The sequence below is a fragment of the Duncaniella dubosii genome, from assembly GCF_004803915.1.
GTDB lineage: Bacteria > Bacteroidota > Bacteroidia > Bacteroidales > Muribaculaceae > Duncaniella > Duncaniella dubosii.
The window spans coordinates 1,298,409-1,320,402 of record NZ_CP039396.1 but is presented as its reverse complement, the minus strand read 5'-3'; the positions used below and the strand labels follow the sequence as shown (position 1 = coordinate 1,320,402).

14 protein-coding genes are annotated in these 21,994 nt (G+C 45.3%); 4 read left to right on the top strand and 10 right to left on the bottom strand.

The features are described from left to right. Window positions 1-58 precede the first annotated feature (58 nt). The 6 genes from E7747_RS05770 to E7747_RS05745 form a co-directional block, all read right to left on the bottom strand. Entirely contained in the window at window positions 59-1,951 is a 1,893-nt protein-coding gene (locus E7747_RS05770; protein ID WP_136414688.1) for a RagB/SusD family nutrient uptake outer membrane protein, read from the bottom strand. 24 nt (window positions 1,952-1,975) lie between these two features. Beyond that, entirely contained in the window at window positions 1,976-5,263 is a 3,288-nt protein-coding gene (locus E7747_RS05765) for a SusC/RagA family TonB-linked outer membrane protein (protein WP_123613716.1), read from the bottom strand. A gap of 207 nt (window positions 5,264-5,470) precedes the next feature. Beyond that, the gene (locus E7747_RS05760) at window positions 5,471-7,363 is read right to left on the bottom strand and encodes a glycoside hydrolase family 71/99 protein (RefSeq protein WP_228449266.1); all 1,893 of its coding nucleotides are present in this window, start codon (window positions 7,361-7,363) and stop codon (window positions 5,471-5,473) included. Between the two features lie 52 nt (window positions 7,364-7,415). Beyond that, entirely contained in the window at window positions 7,416-9,506 is a 2,091-nt protein-coding gene (locus tag E7747_RS05755) for a hypothetical protein (RefSeq protein WP_136414687.1), read from the bottom strand. Between the two features lie 51 nt (window positions 9,507-9,557). Beyond that, window positions 9,558-9,749 carry an alpha-L-rhamnosidase C-terminal domain-containing protein gene (locus tag E7747_RS16520; RefSeq protein ID WP_168185246.1) on the bottom strand — a complete coding sequence of 64 codons (192 nt, stop codon included), beginning with the start codon at window positions 9,747-9,749 and terminating at the stop codon, window positions 9,558-9,560. Window positions 9,750-9,799: 50 nt separating this feature from the next. Then, window positions 9,800-11,284, bottom strand: a complete 1,485-nt coding sequence (locus E7747_RS05745) for an alpha-L-rhamnosidase-related protein (protein ID WP_136414683.1) — start codon at window positions 11,282-11,284, stop codon at window positions 9,800-9,802. 223 nt (window positions 11,285-11,507) lie between these two features. Here E7747_RS05745 and E7747_RS05740 point away from each other — a divergent pair, with 223 nt between their 5' ends. The 4 genes from E7747_RS05740 (at window position 11,508) to E7747_RS05725 (ending at window position 18,509) form a co-directional block, all read left to right on the top strand. Beyond that, window positions 11,508-14,897: a ligand-binding sensor domain-containing protein gene (locus E7747_RS05740; protein WP_136414682.1), complete on the top strand. Its 3,390-nt coding sequence runs from the start codon at window positions 11,508-11,510 to the stop codon at window positions 14,895-14,897. Next, complete coding sequence (locus tag E7747_RS05735; RefSeq protein ID WP_136414680.1) at window positions 14,897-15,541, top strand: response regulator transcription factor; 645 nt, start codon at window positions 14,897-14,899, stop codon at window positions 15,539-15,541. The genes E7747_RS05740 and E7747_RS05735 overlap by 1 nt, the downstream gene beginning before the upstream one ends. 195 nt (window positions 15,542-15,736) lie before the next feature. After that, complete coding sequence (locus E7747_RS05730) at window positions 15,737-17,218, top strand: rhamnulokinase (protein ID WP_136414678.1); 1,482 nt, start codon at window positions 15,737-15,739, stop codon at window positions 17,216-17,218. A gap of 37 nt (window positions 17,219-17,255) precedes the next feature. Beyond that, window positions 17,256-18,509: an L-rhamnose isomerase gene (locus E7747_RS05725; RefSeq protein ID WP_136414677.1), complete on the top strand. Its 1,254-nt coding sequence runs from the start codon at window positions 17,256-17,258 to the stop codon at window positions 18,507-18,509. 243 nt (window positions 18,510-18,752) lie between these two features. Here the strand turns inward: E7747_RS05725 and E7747_RS05720 are convergent, their stop codons facing one another. From E7747_RS05720 to E7747_RS05705, 4 genes are read right to left on the bottom strand one after another with little or no spacing between them, the layout of a single operon-like run. Further along, window positions 18,753-19,520, bottom strand: coding sequence for a sialate O-acetylesterase (locus E7747_RS05720; protein ID WP_136414675.1), 768 nt, complete (start codon window positions 19,518-19,520; stop codon window positions 18,753-18,755). Then, complete coding sequence (locus E7747_RS05715) at window positions 19,517-20,194, bottom strand: hypothetical protein (protein ID WP_136414673.1); 678 nt, start codon at window positions 20,192-20,194, stop codon at window positions 19,517-19,519. Before E7747_RS05715 ends, E7747_RS05720 begins: the two co-directional genes overlap by 4 nt. Window positions 20,195-20,226: 32 nt before the next feature. Further along, a complete protein-coding gene (locus E7747_RS05710; RefSeq protein WP_136414671.1) occupies window positions 20,227-21,120 on the bottom strand; it encodes a ComEC/Rec2 family competence protein in 894 nt (297 codons plus the stop codon). Between the two features lie 30 nt (window positions 21,121-21,150). Further along, window positions 21,151-21,951, bottom strand: coding sequence for an alpha/beta hydrolase (locus tag E7747_RS05705; protein WP_136414669.1), 801 nt, complete (start codon window positions 21,949-21,951; stop codon window positions 21,151-21,153). Between the last annotated feature and the right edge of the window lie 43 nt (window positions 21,952-21,994).

The window sequence follows — 21,994 nt, the reverse complement described above, 5'->3', positions numbered from 1 at the left end:
AGAAATATCGGAATTATATTTTCTTGTGAATCATGATAATTTAGGTTTGTGGTATGGATTACTCCCAACCGGGGTTTTGCCAATAGTCTGCACCGAATCCGGTGAGCGCACCGAGAGTGCTTGATTCAGTCAAAGGAATAGGTACGAGGCGATATTTTGCCGCAGAACAATACTTACTGAGGCCATTGCCTTGATCTTTACCGAGCGGAAAGCGGACATAGACATATTTTGTTCCATTCTTATGAATCCACATGCCTGTATTATAGCGTTCCTCTTTTATATCTTCGTTCACTGTGCCCCAGCGACGGCAATCGAAATAACGGTGTTCTTCAAAAGCCAGCTCAACCTGACGCTCATGGCGCACAATGAGTCGGGCATAATCCTTATCCGAAGTGACTTTATCAACCGACGGGTCAAATCCTGCGCGATGACGGATATCATTTACCAAGTTCATGGCTTCCGATATTTTGTTTGTTTCCACCGCACATTCAGCAAGGTTCAGATAAATCTCGCCAAGACGATAGTATTTCCAGTTTCCCTCATCTTTCATCTGACCCGGAGTCACTTTATATGTATGATACTTGTTATTATAGTATCCGGTACGAGTGTAACGCTGCGATTTTATATCAATTTTTGCGTTTCCGCTACCACCGGGAAAACTACATTCCTTACCGTCCCACGTATTCTCGTTATTCCAAATCTCAACAGTTTTATTCAGCACACCTGTGTTTAACTTCGACCCATTATATATGACGGACGCATAGAATCTGGGATCTCGGCCTTCATAGGGCTTTTCAGGATTATAGCCTGACCGTGTATTAATGTTGATATCGGAATGTTTTTCATCTACATAAGGATTCGCAAGATCATAGATTGGTTCACCTGTGGCAAGCATATCATAAGCATCAACAAGTTCCTGAGTGGGGATACATCCGGCTTGATGAGTCTCGACGGCGAAAATCGGCACACCGTTGATGGTCGAATGGTTCACACCCCAGTTCAGAGGACTTCCCCAGATTGTCTCCTTGTCATCGGCCTTCGAACCGGCATAGCTGCGTGATGCGAAATATTCCTGATAGCAGTTATGGTATGATTTGTTGTCAACAAGGTGAGTATAGAGCTCATATCCATTCGCAATTAGGAGGTCGAAAGCTTTCTTGTTTTTATCATAGGCATATTGCCACAAATTCTGGTCCTTACAGAAAAGAGGACTTGCAGCAAACAGCGATGCTTGAGAGATAATTGCACATGCAATGCCTTTAGTCATACGGTTTTTTTGCTGAACCGCAGTTATGCTCCACGGAAGATTGGGACTTTCGAGAGCCGCCTCACATTCTGCCACAATGTGTTGAAGGACTTCCCATGCCGCGCTTCGCTCCATGCCTGCATAAGAAGAGTTTACGCTAAGGACATCGGTTATGATAGGCAAATCGCCATAAAATTTCACCAACTGAAGATAGTAGAACGCACGGAGGACACGAGCCTCAGCAGTACATAATTCCCGTTCCGACTCACTTTCAAAAGCAGCATCCGGAAAATGCTTGAGACAGTTGTTGAGAATGCGGATCATTGACCAATAACGGGTCCAATAACCTCCGTCCCACTTTCCTTGCGAAGTGTCATCCCATTCGAAACGATGTTTGGTCGTGTTGCAATTACCGGCATAGATATCAGAAATAAGCAGGGGCTGATATTCTGCAGTTGACCATCCTTCATCAGCCATGTCGATAAGAAAATTATCGAAGAAATAGTACATGAACATTTTCTGAGGGATATGCGACCAAGCCGAGGCAAAATAGTCCTTGGTATTCTCAGGTGTCGAGAAAACCACATCGATGGGCATACGGCCATCCGGTGTCACATCAAGATCATCCTGACATGATGACAGCAACAATCCGATGTTACAAACTGCCAAGACAGCTAAAAATATATTAAAAAGATGCTTTTTCATGAGAATATTTGTTGTAGTAGGTAGTTAAAGGTCAATGGATAAACCTGCGGTATAAGTCTTCATAAGCGGATAAGATGAGAAACCATTCTGTTCAGGGTCGATCATCTTAGTATGGAGTTTATTCCATGTATGCAGGTTATCCGCACTCACATACACGCGCACGTTATCCATTCCGAGTTTCCTTGTGAAATTTTTAGGAAGAGTATAACCGACCGTAAGATTCTTAAGGCGAATATAGGAGGCATCCATCGTGTAGTATTCATTTGCCACGTGACTTGAGGTCTCTATGAGCGAGAGGCGTGGATGGGTGATTTTTTCACCGGCGGCATACCGTTCATCACTCCAGCGATTGTCACACATATCAGAGAAAAACACGGTTCCAAATCCTTCATACATTACTTGGCTGCCAAAATAACGGGTATATTTACCAACGCCCTGAAGCATCACTGAAAAATCAAAGCCATAGGCGTTACCACCAAAAGTCAGACCATAAGATATCCTTGGAAGGAGACTCGAATAACCGATCGGAGCGATGTCCTTCTGGTCTATGATGCCGTCGTTATTCAGATCCTTATAAACGAAGTCTCCGCGTTTGGGTTGTATGCCGGAATACGTAAGTCCACGTTGTGCTATCTGCTCATCGGAATTATAGAAACCTGTGCCGTCAAGACCAAGTTCCGGATTTACCGAGCGGTCAATCAGATAACCGAACTGCTGTCCGATGCTGAAACCCTCGGTGCGATATGGATAGGCATAGTCATCACCAAGATATACTTCGTCTGCATCAATAACTGTATTCTTTGCATACGAAAAATTACCTGTGAGGAAGAAATCGAGATTGCGGTTTAGCGAATAATTATAGCGGGCCGAGATTTCATAACCGGTATTCTTGACTTTCCCGAAGTTTGAGCGGGGAAGTTGCGTGGACATAAGACCGCCGATATGTGGAATGGTATTACGTGAAATCAGGATATCGGAGCGTTTCTCATAAAACCAGTCGAAAGTCACGTCAAGATTACGGAAAAGAGTAAAATCAACAGCGTAGTTCTGTTTCCATGCTGTTTCCCAATGGATATCAGGATTACCGATGAGGCTTTCATAGATAATGCCGGTTCCATCGCCTGCACTGGTAAGAGAGCCCGGAATCATAATCGCATCCTGAGCATGGAAAATATATGGGACTTTGGAATTATTATCCAGATATAGGAAACGCTGTTTCTGACGAGCGGCTTCGTCGGCACCGGCATAGAGTTCGTCGTTACCGACCTTACCTACCGAAGCACGGAATTTTAACTTGGTCAGCCATCCGTTCTCAGCCAATGGCTGCATGAACTTCTCATTAGAGGCCACCCAACCAAGAGAGAATGCAGGGAAGAAACCGAAACGGTGTCCGGGCGCGAACTGCTCTGATCCATTGTAACCGATATTGACTTCAGCAAGATAACGCGAGTCAAAAGCGTATGTGAAACGTCCGGCCAGACCGATCATCTTATAGGGAATCGAACCGAGAATATTTTCTTTCTCATCCCGCTGAAAAAGTAGCATACCTGTCACATTATGGACATTGCTGAATGTCCGGTTATAATTGACCTGAGCCTGAACATTCATGAACCACCTGCTGACATCGGCACGTGAAAGAGCGAGCTGACCGTCATCTTCTGAGTTGCCCTCCATTGTAAAGACCGGATGATCATAACCACCGGGATTAAGGTCATAGCGATAACCTGAGAAATCCTTGCTTCCCATAGTGAGTTGCTGTGCGTATGTCTCGAAGGAGATGACACCACGGGCTGAAAGACCCTTTGTCACACGGTCAAGATTAAAATTAAGTGTCGCGATTGCGTTAGCCGATGCTTCGACAAGGAGCTTATAGCCTGAACGATTAAGCTGACCATAGGCCGACTGGGCAAGAGACAGCTCATTGTCCTGAACCACGCGATTACCTTTTACATAATGAAGCGCTAAAGTTCCGTCGTCACGGACACCTTCAGAAACCACAAATCCATTAGTTTCATTTCCGGCTATAGTAAGAGGACCGGGAACTGTAGGCTTAGAGGTGAGAGCGGCCCATCGCAGACCGGCTGTATTTGCACCGGCCATATTGGCAGCTGCCTGATTTGTCTTCCTGATTGAAGAACTCACGTCAAGTGAAGCACTAATCCAGTTATTAAAATTATAATCAAGGTTCGTACGGATATTGTAGCGGTTCATTTTCGACTGAGGGTCATAGCCGAGCTGATCTTTTGACTCCGTCTTATACATGCCACCCTGATATACATAGCCGGCACTTGCAAAATATTTAAGCTTCTTAGAGCCTCCTGAAATATTGACATTTGCCTGAACCATATTTGAATGGTCTTTCAGATAAACATCGCCCCAATCGGTATCAGGATACCAGTAACGGATAGCGGGATCAGAAGAGCCTCCGGTTTTCCACAAGTCATACATGGCAACCTGCGCGTCAGTATATTTTGGCACACCGCCATCGTTGAGAGCGGCTTCATTGGCGAGGCGGACAAAGTCGTATGAATGACGTCCCTCAGGCCAGTAGTTGAATTGCTGCATCGAATAGTTTACCTGACCGTGGACATTGATCTTACCCTCCTCTCCTCGACGGGTGGTGATAAGGATGACGCCATTAGCTCCACGCACACCGAAAACAGCCGTAGACGATGCGTCCTTGAGCACACTGATGGACTGCACCTCATTCGGATCAATCTCACTCATCGACGTACGAGGAATACCATCGACAAGGATTAGCGGAGAGGTTCCGTTTGTAGTGGCAGCTCCTCGTAAGAACATCTTCACATCATCTTCTCCGGGTGCGCCGCTCTGCTGCATTGTAGTGAGGCCGGGAAGCTTGCCCGAAAGAGTGGCTGCAAGATTCGGTTCGGATGACTTCTTTATTTCAGCTGAGCCTACGGCGGCGACAGAACCGGTAACAGTGACCTTTTTCTGTTGGCCATAAGCAACGACTACAACTTCGTCAAGGTCGGTAGCTTCAGTTTCCATAGTAACTCTGACAGTAGAAGATGTAACCGGAAGCTTCACTGTCTTGTAACCGATGAAGCTAATTTCCAATACCGGGTTCTTGGATGTCAGTTTCAGAGTAAACTCGCCGTCTACATTTGTAAACGTCGCGTTCGGCGTGTTCTGTTCGCGGATGGTGGCACCTATTACAGGCTCACCATCCCCATCGATAACTGTACCGCTTACTACAGGGATGTCTGCACCCCATACAACTGGTATAGAGACCAGCCAGAGTAGCGTAGCCATGCAAAGTGCAATGAAGTGTTTCTGATGGTAGGTCATGATTGGTTTTTTAAGTTGATACGCAAAGTTAACACCAACGTGATTTACATGCTTTTTCTCGTGGTTTCAACTTTATTTATATTTGTTTCAATTTTTTATCATATTTATTTGCAATATGTGCCATTGACCACATACAGTCTTGACTACAAGCATATTACGCAAACGAATATTATTATCTGTCTGAGTATCAGACAATATATTTCACCTTTAATATGATGCCTTATGACTATCGGCACAAACTGTATGCCCTATGGATTCCGGCAATGACTCATAGATATAATTGAATCGTCCTCCGGGGGCTGTATCACCATTCACATAGAAATCCATGATGTCGCCCGGATGCTGCATATTGTCATTCCACTTGAACTCAAAACTTAAATTATCGTCTACTCCAAGGAGTTTTTTGGGTATTGCGATTTCGAGAACATTGCCGCTGACCACATACTTTCCATTACCGATCTGCTGCCATTCCCATGAACTTCCATTTGATTTTTCAATGCAGACCCCGTCAGTTTCCGGCGACCTGCGATTGACAATGAAATCATATCCGTTCCATCCGGTAGCCTTATACCGGTCGATGTCAATCAGGAGCATCATCCAATGCGGATCTGTCGGGGCTGTAAGGGCTTCAGCTGTCTCCACTCTGAAATAGACATAGTCCCTATCGTGAGCAACCTTCGAACCGACAATATCATTTCGGCCGGAACTATTTGTGTAATACTTATTATAACGTCCTCTGTGGTCGCGATGGAATGTGTTGCCACGATAGGCTTTATACTCCGGCATCACATCGTCCCATTCATGCGCCCTGCCAAGCTCTATAGTCTTGGGAGCAGATGCTGTCTGAGGCTTCGCCATGCCTTTAAATCGGCGTACGTTGTCGACCAGCTGCTGATAATAGACGTCTCCTTTGTCGCCCCAGCCTTTGGTCGGCTCTATGTCTCGGCTGTGGTCACGGTCAAACTGATCGACAAACGACAGCGGATCACTCCATCCGTGAGCTTTCGTCCACATACCCGATGTCCATTCGTTCCATCCGGTCACAAAGACCATCTGAGGCTTCAGATAATCAATGGCACGATTCCACTGCTCCTGAAAATTCCATCCGTAGAGGTAAGCATCCTCGCGAGAGTCAAAGCCTTTAAGATAGCTGTAACTCCGGCCATAGGTATCAGATAAATTAAAGGCGCAGCAATGTCCGCCGCTGAGAGCACGTGCGTTCTGCGCAATGCCGACCACACACTGTTCAAACTGTCTTTTTTCCTTATCGTAACAATATCCGTGGGTTGGAAAAACCTCAAGCCAGCCCCACTGGGGAGTAGCCGGGTCTGAACCAAAGACATAATCGGGTTGACCGGGGCGGAATGTAAAGAACTCACGTATTTTCCGTTCTATTCCTGTGTCAGCCAGATTATCCGAATAGGCCATGATAAGTGGCTTCCCTTTCCAATAGAACCACAGGTTTTCATATTCTCCCTTTCCGTATAACCCGTTATAGAGATTTATAAGCGATTTCCGGGAATCATCGGTCGGGGCAAACGGAAGCATAAAGACTATCTTCGGAACATTGACCCCGTCTTTCTGAGCCTTATCCCATGTCTTAAGCAACGCACGAAATGAGTTTTCCCATATATGAGCGCCATTCGTACAGTCAAAAAACACACAGTCGACACCTGCATCGGCAAGCATTTCGGCATGTTTGCGAAGCACCCACGGATCTGTAGTCTTATAATATCCGAAAATAGGTTCATCCCAATAGAAAACCCCGGGTCGCTTGCCAGGCTCACCCCAAGCAGGATGATTATAGTCATCCATAGCTTCAGGATGCAGACGAAGCACTTCTGAAATATTCTTTACTTCTATCGATGTGTCGTCATTACCTCCCGTAGAGTCAAATCCTTGATGCCATGTCCAATAAAACATGCCCACGAAACGGTCTTCCTTACGGTCACCTGCGACATCATATCCGCAGGCTTTGCGACCAAGAGCATCAGTAAGCATCCAATGATTGCTCTCGGTGGCAACTCTCTCTGATTTAGCATTTGCCGAAAGACCGACCATCGAGATTGTTATTGTCAATAATAAATTGCGATAAATCATCTGTATAGCTGTCTATAATCCTTGTTTAACTAAAAATACTTTCCGTGGTAGTTCATCTAACAAGCACCTTGACAGACCTCCCCAATGAGGTCACTATATAGATACCGGCACTTGGAAGAGTTACGGTCTGTGATCCTGAACCTGAAGCCATTACTAATCCGAGAACATTTGAGACTGAAAAGTTGCCACCGGATTCTATGTACAGCCTGTTTCCGTCAAGCGAAGTCGCGCAGAAATTATCTTTGGCCTCACACAAATCCTCTATCATGGTAGAGGCGTAATCCCAGCGGTAATTATAGCAGAAACGGCGGTTAGGAGCTGTGTCTCCGTTCACACATAGTGAAATAGGATCTTCAATATCTTCAGGATTATCAGCCCATTTAAAATAGAAATTGCCCTTCTCTGATTCTGTCATTCCCAAGGCAGACATCGGCATTTCGATTACAAGACGATTCTCTTCCGTCCTGAATTCAGCCAAGCCACTTTTCACCCACTGAGATGAGGCAGTATCCCATTTCATAACATACGACATAGTGTCGGACTCAAATTCCTTATTAATCAGGAAATCAAATCCATGCCAACCCGTCTTGAAATCACAGTCTGTATTTACAAACAGCAACATCCAGTTGGGGTCTGTATATGGTGTAAGAGACGAAGCTGTCTCTACATAAAATGAAATCTTTCCGCCATTCACATTGACCTTGGAAATCAATATATCATTGCGGCCTGAGGTATTATGATATTTATTACCGCCATAACCTGTATAGTCTCGGTGAGTGACGTCGCCCGGAGTGTCATAAAACGTTTCCTCTACCCTATTCCAGAGTGAGAAATCTGAATTTATGTCAAGATTAGCAGCTACGGATGCAACTGGAGCTTCGCGTACACCCTTGTAACGACGTATGCCATCGACCATCTGCATATAATAATTATCAGTTCCACCGCCTTTCATCGGCTGAATCGTACGGTTGAACTCGGCATTATACTGATCGACAAAATGATAGTTACTTTGTCGGCCCATGAAATTAACACCATCAGGAGTTGGAAACTGTCCTGCAATCCATTCATTCCAGTCATTGATATAGATGAAATCGGGGTCAACGCTTAACGCTTCATCCCATCGCTCATTGAAATAAAAGCCATAATATTCCGGATTGTCAATCCACTTCTTGTTGAGAAATTTCTTCCTTGGAAGATCATATTCATTGAGCGTTGGCTCGCCGGAAGCAAGCGTCCATGATTTTCCGACCATCGTAGAAGCGTGCTGGGCAGGTGTGACAGCCATCTGTTCATACCGCCCGTTATGGAGCGATGCCCGTTCGGCAGGAGCAAGGGCCTTCACTTGCGGGTCGTGCATGTCGTAACCGAAACTCCAATGGTCTTCTGTCCCGACATAACGTTTCCCGTTCGTGCTGTAATATCCCCACCACATGTGTCGCAAAGTAAAGAAATCGCGCATTGACTGAGGGTAATCGGCCTCTTCATTGTAAAGCAGAAGAGGTTTGCCATCCCAATAAAACCACAAATCCTTGTAACGCTCGCCAAGATAATAATATTCATAAATATCATACAATCGCTTGGCGACTTCATTATTATATCCCCAGAAGCACACCTTTGGAACTACGTTTCCTTCTTTTTTCATATCTGTCATGACTGATAGCAGTGCGTTCCACTCATCGACATAACAGACACCATTCGTACAGTCAAGAATCAGCACATCGACCCCGGCATCAGTAAGCATGGAAATATCTTTCCTTATCACATAAGGGTCACAGCTCGTAAAATATCCAAGCTCAGGTTCTCCCCAGTGATAGGCAAATTCATGAGTCCACAGCCGGTGGTTATAATCCAATCGTGCATTCGGATCTTCTTGAAGTATATTTGTAACGTCAGAAGCATAAGGTGACTTAAAATTGGTATAGAACCAATCGTAATGCCATGACACATAGAATATGCCGACCGTACGCTTCTTATCTGTACGGAGCGGACAGTCTTCTGACGTGGGCATCACACGGTCAATCCCATCAATAGCCACCCATGTATCCGGATAGAGATCTATCACATCCATGTCAGCCGAAAGAGTTGAAGGAAGTGCCAATGCGATTGCCGCGACAGCATTATATATGAATCCTCTGTGAGTCATGGTCTGATAAGTTTTAACAATTTAAGTTCCTTCCTCTGATATAATACCACTCTATCTTGCCACCTTCACACCTTTGGGTGCCTTGACGTCAACCACAGTCTTGCCTGATGGGTCCTTGTGAGCTTCGACTGAGACCGGTCCGTAGGGTGTAGGCACAGTTCCTTTTGCATATGATAGAGAGCCGAGATTTGGCTTGACCTCAATTGTCCTGCAACCGGGTTCGAGAGGCTTGACACCAAGCACATATCGCTGCAGCCAAGGTGTCGGGCCGGCACCCCAGCCATGACATAGACTCAGGCGCAGACCGACGTAGCAATAAGCACCGCCCTCGCTGTGGATATCATATTTACCGGGCGGGACGATTTCATCGATTCTTGCAGCATTTTTTGTATCAGGATAGTTGAGATCCTCCAAAATGTAGTACCACCAAGGTCAATCATTGCTCCCCAGTAATCACTTATCATCTCCATAGCTTTTTCGGTATAACCGTTTTCTGCAAGCGCCTCAACAGCATAGTAACCATAGAAAGGTGAAAACGAATCTATACCATTTTCTATGAGTTTCCGGCAATCGGCATCTGGATTTTTAGACATCCCTGCAAGCAAACTAAGGCTCACAGCCTGACTTGCATCAGTACGGCTGATTTCGAATTTGTCCATACGGGCGAGACTTTTATCTGCCACAGCGCTCATCTCTTTATCGCCGAGCCATCCGGCAATCTGGCGTGCCGCCTTCATAGTCATATACGTGAGTGACTGCAGACCGTCGTGAATGACATCAGGCTTCTCTGATGTCGGCCAGTCAAGGAAACGCACTCCGGTCATCTTTTCCTCTCCATTGGCATCCACACACTCGTCAAGTTGCCTGACAAGCCCTAATATATAATCGCGATTCTCTTTCAGATAGTCCAAGTCTCCATGATGGAGATAATAGTCGCGATGTATCAGCAGCCACCACATCGAGTACGAGCTGAATCCGTTCATCCATCCGGGAAGCGGAGTGTCAGCCTTGGCAAAATCAAGCGTCCTACGCACGACATCGTGTTTGCCCCACACATTGTTGACAGTCATCACTTCAGGATGAAGGTCTCCAAGCCACACGAGCCTGTCGCGTTTGATACCGTCCCAAAGGTAATCCTGCATGTTTAGTTTGACCGTATAGGCACCGGTCTCCCATATTTTATTCAAACGCTCGTCACTGCAGTTGAATGAACCAATCTCCGGGTCATCAATCATCACACTAATAGCCTGCACATTGCGCAACAGATAGTCGACATCCTGATCAAGAAGGTCGATACGTGCGAAACGGAAGCCACTGTTGCCATGTTCAAGCGAGCCCAGCCAAGGGACATGAATCTCAAAGTCGCGCATTGCATGCTCATTGGTAGCATTATATGGGTTATGATACGGAGCGACATCGCTCATAGCTTCAGAGACCGATTCTCCCAAACGTACCCGCAGACGCAACGGTCGTGACGAAGCGCGCATGCCCGATGAAATCTTTATCGCACCATGAAGCTCCTTACCGAAATCGACAAGCAACGCTGCCTGATGATTGCCACTGCTGCGCATTACGGTGCAACTGTTGTCGGCAACCGATACCTGACCCTTAAAATCTTTCATAAGTATTTCAGGATTCTTTATGAACTCACCGGTCGTATCCGACATCCATACAATGCGGGCCGGCTGTACCGGCGTGCGCTTTATTTCGCCGGTGGCTGTGTCAGGCTGTAGAACTCCGCTCAGAAGTGCGAGCAGACATAGTTTCTTAATATCCATGGAAAAAATTTATAATGTGATTGCTCGGTTTGAGATAGAAGATTTTTCTGACAATCTTCATGGTTATGTCCGTATGCAAAGTTAGCGACGCATTGCCCTTTACAGTTGTCGGACATAGGTCATTTTTCTGCGTATTCGCACATAACCAATGGTATATGTTCCAAATTTTATCAAACTTGTTTAAACATCCCCCAAAAGGCATTGAGAAAACAACGCTGTCACCATGTGGCAACACTTTTATTCACCTTTAATCAAAATAAATATATATCTTTGCAATAATCATGAAAACGGAAACCCGCAGTTGAAAACACTTACTACAATCTTTATTTTACTCCTCGGCTTTTTCGGGAGCATCAATATTAAGGCTTATACACCCGCAAGACGATCCGAATTGTCAAACCTTTGCGTGCGTGCCATTGGCCAGGATTCCTACGGTTATATCTGGATTGCCACGGCAAACGGCCTGTGCAAGAGCTATGGGAATGAATATGACATCTTTTTTGGCGACAAGGACGATTCCCAGACCGTCCCGTCAAGCTCTATCATAGGGCTTTTCACTGATAGTGATGGCTGGATGATGGTAGCGACAAACACCGGTGTCTGCGCGCTCGAAAAAGGCACGAAGACTTTCCACCGTTTTAATCTTGAAGACGGAACCAGACATGATTTCGTCAGTTACGGCTTCATAGAGTATGCAGACAGACTTCTATGCTACGGAGCGGGAGGCTTGTATGAACTTGATAAAAAATCGAAACGGATTGACCTTCGTGTAAGAATAGAAGGTGAGTCAGTCAAGACTGCGGTCAAAGGGCCTGACAATCAGCTATGGATTTCAAATGAAACATGTATGATGGGCATAGACTCGACTCTTAAACCGACCATCAAACTGGAATTTGATCCAAACAGCCACATAAGGACTCTGGCCCGCACTGGCACCGGACTGCTGCTCGGAACTCCCAACGGTGTGCTGAGCTTCAACACGATCGACCATACAACATCGCCGACATCTGTCGGTGATGACACCGAAGTCAACCACATGCTGACTCTTGACGATGGCATGCAACTTATTGCTACCGGAAACCGAGGTGTACTGGTCTATGATCCAAAAGCTGATTCTATCAGTCACAAATACCACAATATTGATTTCAACGAACTCCAGACCAATGAGATTACAAACGTCTATTATGACCGAAATAAGAATATATGGGTATCGACATTTGACAAAGGAGAAGTGCTCATGTCCGACAGACCCCGTATTTTCAATCTCAACAGACAGCTAATCAAATCATTCCGCAATGAATTCGTGACCAGAACCATACCTGACAGCAATGGAAATCTCTGGATTGGAACCCGCTATAACGGCATTGCTTTCTATGACTGCAAAAACGGAACAAGACAATATTTCAACAGCCAGACATCCCCTGCGCTCAAATCTTTCTCCCATGATTTCGTACAAGAAATGACCTTGGATTCCGACGGGCATCTCTGGATTGGTTACAACAACAGTCTTATTGTCTGTAAACCCAACATATCCGCTTCGGGCCACATCAAGCTTGAAATGTTGAAAAAATTTCCATTTTTTGTCAACGTCGTCAGCATTGCCGAGGACGTGGCCGGTCAGATATGGGTAGGGACAGACAATAGCGGCCTATTTATAATAGACCGTAACCACAATGTAGTCAAAAGGATTACAACACCTCTCATCCAATCCAATAACATTACAAAAATCATTCCCTACGATGATAATCACATGCTGATTGCAGCCTATACCGACAATATCTATCTTATTGACATCGGTCGTATGGCCATACATACTATCGAAAGTTCCGAAGGAAAGGCAATAGACAGCGCCATCGATCTGATGCTCGACCGGGATAAGAAACTCTGGATAGGCACATATCACAATGGTTTGCTCCACTATGATTTCTCTACACAAAAACTTGAATCATGTCTCGGCGACCACAACTTCGACATAGTGGGTCTCTCGCAAGATTCTCACGGTGACATCTGGGCCAGCAGCAGCTACGGACTTTACAGATTCAATTCCAAGGGAAAGGCAATAAATTCATATCTGAAATCAGAGGGTCTCGGAGGAAATCAATTTCATGAAAAATGTGTCGCATCGATGCCCGGAGGGAACATTCTGTTTGGCGGAAATGCCGGCATTGAAGAAATATCACCGTTAACCCACTTAGAAAAATCCCCCCCTATTTCAATAGTTGTACGAGGTCTGTGGCAACTTCCCGACTACAGACCTATCCTAAGTGGCGAGTCTGAAAACCGTGCTGAACCATCAGTCGGACAAATCACACTCAACCACAAAGACAACTCTATCAATATCGAATATTTCGCCGTATGCTATGACAGGATCGGAGACATTGAGTATACATATATGCTCAAAGGACGCGACAAGGATTTCATCTATAACGGCAACTACACACGTGTGTCGTATTCTGACCTTTCTTCAGGTGATTATGAATTTTATGTCAAAGCCCGTTTCAAAGGCGGCGAATGGCAAGAACCGGTCAGGTTACTCAGTGTAACTGTCACCCCGAATCCTTGGTTATCTACCACCGCTATAGCCATCTATCTGTTACTTACATTAAGCATAGTTTTTACCATTAACAGAAGCTATCTTCGCTTCAAACTTATAAAGCAGAAATATCTGCTTTCCGAGGAGCGCATTAATCAAGAAAAACGCACGACGGAAAACCGTATCAACTTTTTCACAAATATCTCTCATGAACTCCGCACCCCTCTCACTCTGATTTGCGGGCCGGCAAAATATCTCCGAGCCAACCATAAATCAATGACCGATGAACAGATCAAGGAATCAATCGATTTTATTGACAGTAATGTTGATCGACTGATGACTCTTATAAATCAGCTTCTTAGGTTCCGCCGTGTCTGCAACGAAACCCTGCCTTTACAGGTAGCTAAAAACGATCTGGCCTCGCAACTCGAAGCATTAGCGAAGCTCTACACATTTTATGCCACTGAAAACCGCGTGACCATACAGTTTGAAAGACTAACCGAAGAGAATACACAGCTTACATACGATAGTGATAAGGTCGAGAAAATCATCAGCAATCTTATCATTAATGCCGTGAAATATTCAACCGACAACGGCACAGTCAAACTGATGCTCGACATTGTAAAACATCCGGCCGAATTTGAGAATGACAATGATTTTACATACGCTCAGATATCTGTCGTCGATAATGGACTTGGGATGCAAGAAGAAGACATTCCCAAGATTTTCCAGCCATTCAAACGGCTGCTTGGAATCGATGGCCCCAAAAAGACTGATGGCTTCGGGATAGGGCTAAATTTTGTGTCACACCTTGTAAAAGAGCATAAAGGCGTGATACGCACAATGAAAAATCCGACAGGAGGAATGACATTCACTGTCATACTTCCTGTTTGCGACGCAGCTTTTTCCCTTTCGGAATTCCAACCCATATCCCCTGATATAAGAGTTGACAATGCAGCCTCATATATCATGACAAATGACGAAAGTTCAGAAAAAGTTTGTTGCGACGAGCCTCTGGATACAATCAACCCAGACAATGATGAGGCAGACGATATAAAACCTAAATCAGCGATGTCTTGATGCCGGGTGATATAGATGGTTTCGAGCTATGCCGTCAGATTAAATCAGATAGTTCAACATCCCATATACCTGTCATACTCCTTACGGCAAAGATTCTTGACGAGCATAAGATTCAAGGATACAATTGCGGAGCGGATGCCTATTTATGCAAACCGTTTAGCCCGGATGTTCTTATAGCACGAGTCAATAATCTATATAACAGACGCTCACAGCAGGCCACAATGATTCTTGCTTCTGCCGGGATGAGCGAACCGGGCGCTCATAAGGAGACTCAGGAAGAATTATCTCCGCTCGACAAAAAGTTTCTTGAAAAACTTTATGCCTATATCGACAACAGCCTTGACAATTGTGATTTAAATGTCAATATGTTAGGGCGCGAGCTCGGTTTCTCAAGAACAAATTTCTATCGGAAGGTAAAAGCTCTCACCGGAATCTCACCGAATGACCTATTGCGTGTCTACCGCCTCAACCGTGCGGCAGAACTTCTGCTGACACGCGAATATACCGTAGGAGAGGTCGGCGAACGCACGGGCTTCGGCAATCAGAGCCATTTCTCATCACTGTTCAAGAAACATTTCGGTGTTTCCCCACGTGCTTACGTCACAAATCATTTCTCTCAATGTTCCGTGACTATCGACCAGTAGACACTTACCACTGACATGTGCCATTCTCATTACTGAAAATCAGAACTCCGTCAGAATATACATTCTAATTGTTGCAACTTGATTGGCTACAAGACAGATGAAACAAAATGCACAATAATTGAAACGCAACAGGAAGCGGCAATCCTGTCAGTGATATTAATTTTGTGACATCCCTCATCAATACTATAAACCATCATGAAGCACCAATTTCTTGCGGTAGACCTCGGAGCTACCAGCGGACGCACAATACTCGGTACTGTAACCGACACACATGTCTCCATTGAGGAACTTACGCGATTCAGTCACAATATAGTCAATATGGGAAAACACCATTACTGGGACTTCCCGCACCTATATAATGAAATTGAAAAAGCGTTGCGACAACTCGCGGCAGATAATATAATCCCGACTTCTGTGGGTATAGACTCATGGGGAGTAGATATCGTATGCTTTGGAGCTGACGGCCAACCATTGGCAAATCCAATCAGCTATCGAGACCCACATACATCCGATGAACCTGCCCGTTTCTTTAGGGAAACAATGACAAGTGAACAGGTATATGACCTGACAGGAATACAGGTAATGAATTTCAATACCCTGTTTCAGCTTTCAGCCATGAAACGGGAAGGCAATTCCTCGCTTAACGCGGCAAAACGCATTATGTTTCTGCCGGATGCTCTAAGTTATCTATTGTGTGGTATTGAAGTCACGGAATATACAATCGCATCAACATCTCAGCTCCTGAACCCGGTCACCCGGACCATCGAGCTGGCACTGCTAAAGGCGCTCGGCCTTAGGGCAGACATCTTCCCACCTCTTGTCATGCCTGCCACTGTGATAGGCCGTCTTACATCGGATGTCAGCCGACGCACGGGAATGCCACAGATACCGGTTATCTCGGTAGCAGGACACGATACAGCCTCAGCTGTCGCCGCCATACCTGCCCCCGACGAAAATTTTGCCTATCTAAGCAGTGGCACATGGAGTCTGATGGGTATTGAGGTTCAACAACCGATCATCAACGATGACAGCTGTGTCGCGAACTTCACAAACGAAGGAGGAGTTGAATCAACCACTCGATTCTTGAAAAATATCTGTGGCATGTGGCTTCTCGAATCATGCCGGAATGAATGGAGGAAGGAAGCGAAACCGACTGATTTCGATACATTGTTCGCATTATCTGACGATGTAGCCGACCCGATGCAATCCATCATCTTCCCCGATGCACCGGAGTTCGCAAATCCGGTATCAATGGTCGAGGCAATAAAAGAATACTGTCGCAGGACTATGCAGCCCGTCCCCAATACACAAGGTGAAATAACCCGCTGCATACTTATCAGCCTTGCTCTTCGTTACCGTCAGGTAATGGAAAAACTTCAATGTTTTGCTTCATTCCCTATCAAACGCCTTCATATAATCGGAGGCGGTTCTCAGAATCACCGTCTTAATCAGATGACAGCCGATGTCCTACAGATGCCTGTTGTGGCCGGCCCTGTAGAATGTACCGCTTTAGGCAACATAATGCTTCAGGCCAAGGCAGCGGGAGCTGTAGATTCTCTTAGCCGGATGCGAGAAATCATAGGACGCTCTGTTGCGCTCAAAGAGTTTATTCCCAATTCAACCGACACCTCCCTTTGGGATGCGGCATATACACGTTTCATTAACCTGCCAAAATAAAACCAACACATAAAATTCATAAAGACACAGAAAAATCATGGAAACAGAAAAAATCCTCGCCGCCTACGAAATCGCACGCGAACGATATGCCGAATTTGGCATTGACACTGAGAAAGTTTTGGAACAGATGGATGGATTTCACCTTTCACTCCACTGCTGGCAAGCGGACGACGTTGTCGGTTTCGAACCAAAAGCGGGAGCTCTTTCCGGTGGAATCCAGACCACAGGCAACTACCCCGGGCGTGCCCGCAACATTGAAGAACTTCGTGCAGACATACTTAAAGCTCTCTCACTAATTCCGGGTACTCACCGACTGAATCTGCATGCAATCTATGGTGACTTCCAAGGAAAGTCTGTTGACCGCGATGAAATAACAATCGAACATTTTCAATCATGGATTGACTGGGCTCTTGCCAACGGCATAAAGCTTGATTTCAACTCCTCGTCATTCTCTCATCCCAAAAGCGGTAATCTCAGTCTCTCAAATCCAAACGAAAAGATACGCCGGTTCTGGATCGAACACACCAGACGATGCCGTGCGATTGCAGAAGAAATCGGAAAAGCACAAGGCGACCCTTGCATATTTAACCTTTGGGTTCACGACGGCTCCAAAGACATTACAGTCAACCGTTATAACTACCGCCGGATATTCAAAGAAAGTCTTGACGAGATTTTCGCAGTCAAGTATGACAATATGAAGGATTGCCTCGAATCAAAGACTTTCGGTATCGGACTTGAAAGTTTCACCACAGGTTCTTTGGAATTCATAGTCGGTTATTGTGTGGAAAACAAGAAAATCTACACTATCGATACAGGGCATTACCATCCTCTTGAGGATGCAGCCGATAAAGTTTCCTCAATGTTGCTTTATATACCTGAACTGATGCTTCACGTGACACGCGGCGTGCGTTGGGATTCAGATCATGTGACGATAATGGAAGATCCTACACTCAACCTATGTAAAGAAATTGTCCGTGCCGACGCTCTTGACCGCGTACATTTCGGTCTTGACTATTTCGATGCCTCCATAAACAGAATCGGAGCTTACGTCATAGGAGCGCGTGCGGCGCAGCAATCAATGTTGTGCGCCTTGCTCGAACCAGTGGAGTCACTGCGCGACTATGAAGAGAACGGTCATGGATTCCAGCGTCTCGCAATGCTTGAAATAAGCAAGTCATTACCTTGGAATGCCGTATGGGATATGTATTGCCTTCGTTCAGGAGTCCCTGTCTGTGATAAGTACATTCCCGTCATCGAGCAATATGAAGCACAGGTAACATCAAAGCGTTAAGATATAACCATCAGATTCTTAATATTTTCTTCAAAAAAATCAAATTTAGATTCATCAGGGTATGATAAGCCTATTTAAGGACAATCCAGATCCAAAACGAATTTCAGTCTTTCAGATGAGTTTCTAAACAGGCGATTGCCGGAGATGATGCGAATCATCCCCGGCAATCTTACTTATTAAACATATCTACCGATTCTGGCACAGCAACCTTTTCGACAACACTGGTGTTGTCGAAAATCTGAGCTATTCCTTAAATTTATCAGTTCGGAAAGGCACGGCCGGCATACCGAAAGAATTTTTAAGATTACCGCAACTAAAATTTTTGAAGCAATAGCGCACATGCTTTATGTCAGAAATTTTATCCGGGCAACTGACAATCACCTCCGGGGTATTCCAGTCGACCACAGCATCAGCCTTATGGAATTTTCCGTCAACGTCGGCAACTTCAAAACCTTCGACATTACCGATATTTGGCGTCAGGCCATACTCGGCGTTATCAAATCTGATACGCACCGACCCATCATCGCACTTTATCATTGAGCTGTATTCCGGGCTACGCCACGGCATACCTTTTAATCCATATTGACGTTCGGCGACCTGCCACGCCATGCGCTCCCCTATTTCCCGTTTGCGTGTACCATGTATGACATCTGTTTCATACGTATATGCAAGATCATTCGTACATGTTATGCCACAGTTTGGAATAACTTTCACAGCTATATTCTGTTGTTCCCTGACCATTGCAGCAAAAACCGCATCCGGATTTCCCCAGCCAAAACCCGGGTTCTCAGTCTGGTAAAAAGGAAGACTATTATCAGTATCGCCCCAGTCACTCCGCCATTGGGCAACCATCTCTTCAAGCAATTCGCAATAGCGGTCTGGATTACTCACATTCGATTCGCCTTGATTCCATAGAAAACCCTTTATGGTATATCCGATTAAAGGATATATCATTGACGTATATTTAGTGCTGTATCGATAGGCCGGAAGCCTGTCTTTCTCCGCTTTCATCGCTTCAAAATCATATCCATGCCGCTCAAGTGTCTCTCTTGGAAGCCAGCCTTCAATCTGTGTCCCCCATAAGAGACACAAAGTATCCCTATCGGAACGTCAATCAAACCATTAAGCTCTCGTGCGAAATAAAAACCTTGAGCGCTGAAATAAGGAGTATTTTCAGGAGATGCAACTTTCCATCTTCCTCCTATACGTTCCTGTGGTTCATACTTATCACCTCTTACTATATATGCCATGCGCACACGGTCACGCAAGCGGCCGGAGCGGGCTATATCCCTACCCGCTCCTTCCACCGGCTGTGAGTTAAATCCAATCATGGGCATTTCCATGTTTGACTGACCTGCGGCAAGCCAGACTTCACCGATGAGAATATCATTTATAGTGATAGTATCACTGCCCTCTACAAATGTTATTGAATGTGATTTATAGGATCCTGCCGGTGTAAGTACACGCATGCTCCATCGACCCTGACGGTCAGCCTTGACATCATATTTATCACTGCTCCATGACGGCTTTACAGAAACCAATGCCTCCGGGGATGCCCAACCCCAGAGTTTAACCTCGGCAAGTTGCTGAAGCACAGCATGATCTCCTAATTGCTCAGGAAGTTCCAAAGCCGACAAACAGCAGCTTGTGGCCATAAAAGCCATCAAGGTAGCTAATTTTTTCATATTTAACGCCATAATTTCAAACCTTTACGAAATTATTCCAGTTTAAAAAGACCTTCCAGACATGAAACATGATGCTCTTTTATGCCAATCTCATCCATCCATTGACGGGTCTGCATTGTTTCAAGATTTCCTGTGTTATATCCTCCACCTTGATCATTGGTCCAAATCCAATATGCAGTTGGCCATAGACACGCACGGAAATCTATCGACTTATAGAAATCCTCCGAACAGCCGTGTTGGCCATGATGTGCCATTTGCAGATAATCGCATGCCAGATCATTCCTGTATGGGCCATTGAATAATTTCTCGCCGGATTCCGCTCCCGTATCTGCAAGAAAAAGAATAGACTTCCTGTCATCCCAGACTTTTATCACCATAGAGGAGTTGTTGAATGGGTTTGTATGGAACTCTTCGTTAACGACTCCGAGAATTTTAAAATTGAATCCGTCTATCTCACCGACATAGCCGGCCTCGCGGAAATCCGTGACAGGAATAGAAACTGTGTCGAGCACGGAATAGAAATCTTTGGCATATTCATTGTAAGGCTTTTCGAGTTCGATTAATTCAGGAGAAAATCTCGAATGATATATATGATTGATTTTCATTCCTTGACGATCCTTGAGAATCTGCCAAAGCACTCCCATGTGGTCATCATGAGGATGAGATATGAACCAAGCCTCCACTTCATTGCCGAGAGCCGCTATGAATCCTCTAAGATAGAGTTGCTCTGCAGGCCAGCCCCCGTCAAATACAATAACTTTACCTCCCGCAGTCCGAAACACATAGGAATTGCCTATATTCCCGACCTGCATCGGCAGTTGCCACATTGTAAAAGCCGAAGTTTTCTTACCAGTTTTTGGTTTCGCTGAAATAAACGTGCTGATTCCAAGAACCAGAATCATAGCAAAAAAGATTCTCTTTAACATTGTTGTCTATTATTTGTATAGTTGATAATATCAGAATGTATGCAACCAATCGGAAAGATCACTCAGCATCTGGGTGTGATGCTGAAAAGACTGTAAACAGCCCCAGCCATGTTCACCGGAGGGATAGACATGGAGGGTGGCAGGAACTCCGGCTTCTTTTAACGCTATGTAGTATGAAGCCGCATTATGAGCGGAATTGACCCCGCTGTCGTCATCGGATGTAAGGATTATAGCGCGCGGAGTGGTCGCGTTGCACTGTTTTTCATTTGAATACTTTTCTATAAGCTCAGGAGTGGCTGACGCACCGAAAAAGCTCTCATGGGTAAGCTGATGGCCTCGCGCCGGATCCATCGAGATGACAGGATAAAACAGAATCTGGAAATCCGGACGGACATCAGGGGATGAAAAATGAGTTGCTATGGTCGATGCAAGATGGCCACCGGCCGAAGACCCCATTATACCTACCGATAACGGATTTATACCCCACCTCTCCGCACTGTCACGCACGAGCTTCATAGCAGCTTCCGCATCATTGATGGGCTTGGAGCGGTCACCACCGGGAAGAGTATACTGCAACACAATGAGAGCTATCCCATGTCTGTTAAAAAACGGAGCCCAGTCCCATCCCTCATGGCCGATTGCATGTCCAAGATAAGAACCACCCGGACAGGCTACTACCGCACGGCCTGTATTCAGTTCATCTTTTGGCAAAAATACCTTCATTATCGGTTCGTTAATGTCAAATATCGCTTTAGTCGGCGACCATTGAGCAGCCATGACAAAAGATGTCATCATGGCAATTACTGCGAAAAGAATGCGAATTGTTTTCATGTTTGAATAATTATCTTTTATGTTACTTATATCCTATAAATAT

What these genes read in the sequence shown, in the direction of transcription:
- E7747_RS05760 (WP_228449266.1), bottom strand. Translation starts at nt 7,363, where the DNA reads ATGATTTATCGCAATTTATTATTGACAATAACAATCTCGATGGTCGGT.
- E7747_RS05715 (WP_136414673.1), bottom strand. Translation starts at nt 20,194, where the DNA reads ATGAAAAAATTAGCTACCTTGATGGCTTTTATGGCCACAAGCTGCTGT.
- E7747_RS05725 (WP_136414677.1), top strand. Translation starts at nt 17,256, where the DNA reads ATGGAAACAGAAAAAATCCTCGCCGCCTACGAAATCGCACGCGAACGA.
- E7747_RS05765 (WP_123613716.1), bottom strand. Translation starts at nt 5,263, where the DNA reads ATGACCTACCATCAGAAACACTTCATTGCACTTTGCATGGCTACGCTA.
- E7747_RS05770 (WP_136414688.1), bottom strand. Translation starts at nt 1,951, where the DNA reads ATGAAAAAGCATCTTTTTAATATATTTTTAGCTGTCTTGGCAGTTTGT.
- E7747_RS05705 (WP_136414669.1), bottom strand. Translation starts at nt 21,951, where the DNA reads ATGAAAACAATTCGCATTCTTTTCGCAGTAATTGCCATGATGACATCT.
- E7747_RS05735 (WP_136414680.1), top strand. Translation starts at nt 14,897, where the DNA reads ATGCCGGGTGATATAGATGGTTTCGAGCTATGCCGTCAGATTAAATCA.
- E7747_RS05730 (WP_136414678.1), top strand. Translation starts at nt 15,737, where the DNA reads ATGAAGCACCAATTTCTTGCGGTAGACCTCGGAGCTACCAGCGGACGC.
- E7747_RS05720 (WP_136414675.1), bottom strand. Translation starts at nt 19,520, where the DNA reads ATGAAAGCGGAGAAAGACAGGCTTCCGGCCTATCGATACAGCACTAAA.
- E7747_RS05740 (WP_136414682.1), top strand. Translation starts at nt 11,508, where the DNA reads ATGTGGCAACACTTTTATTCACCTTTAATCAAAATAAATATATATCTT.
- E7747_RS05745 (WP_136414683.1), bottom strand. Translation starts at nt 11,284, where the DNA reads ATGGATATTAAGAAACTATGTCTGCTCGCACTTCTGAGCGGAGTTCTA.
- E7747_RS05755 (WP_136414687.1), bottom strand. Translation starts at nt 9,506, where the DNA reads ATGACTCACAGAGGATTCATATATAATGCTGTCGCGGCAATCGCATTG.
- E7747_RS05710 (WP_136414671.1), bottom strand. Translation starts at nt 21,120, where the DNA reads ATGTTAAAGAGAATCTTTTTTGCTATGATTCTGGTTCTTGGAATCAGC.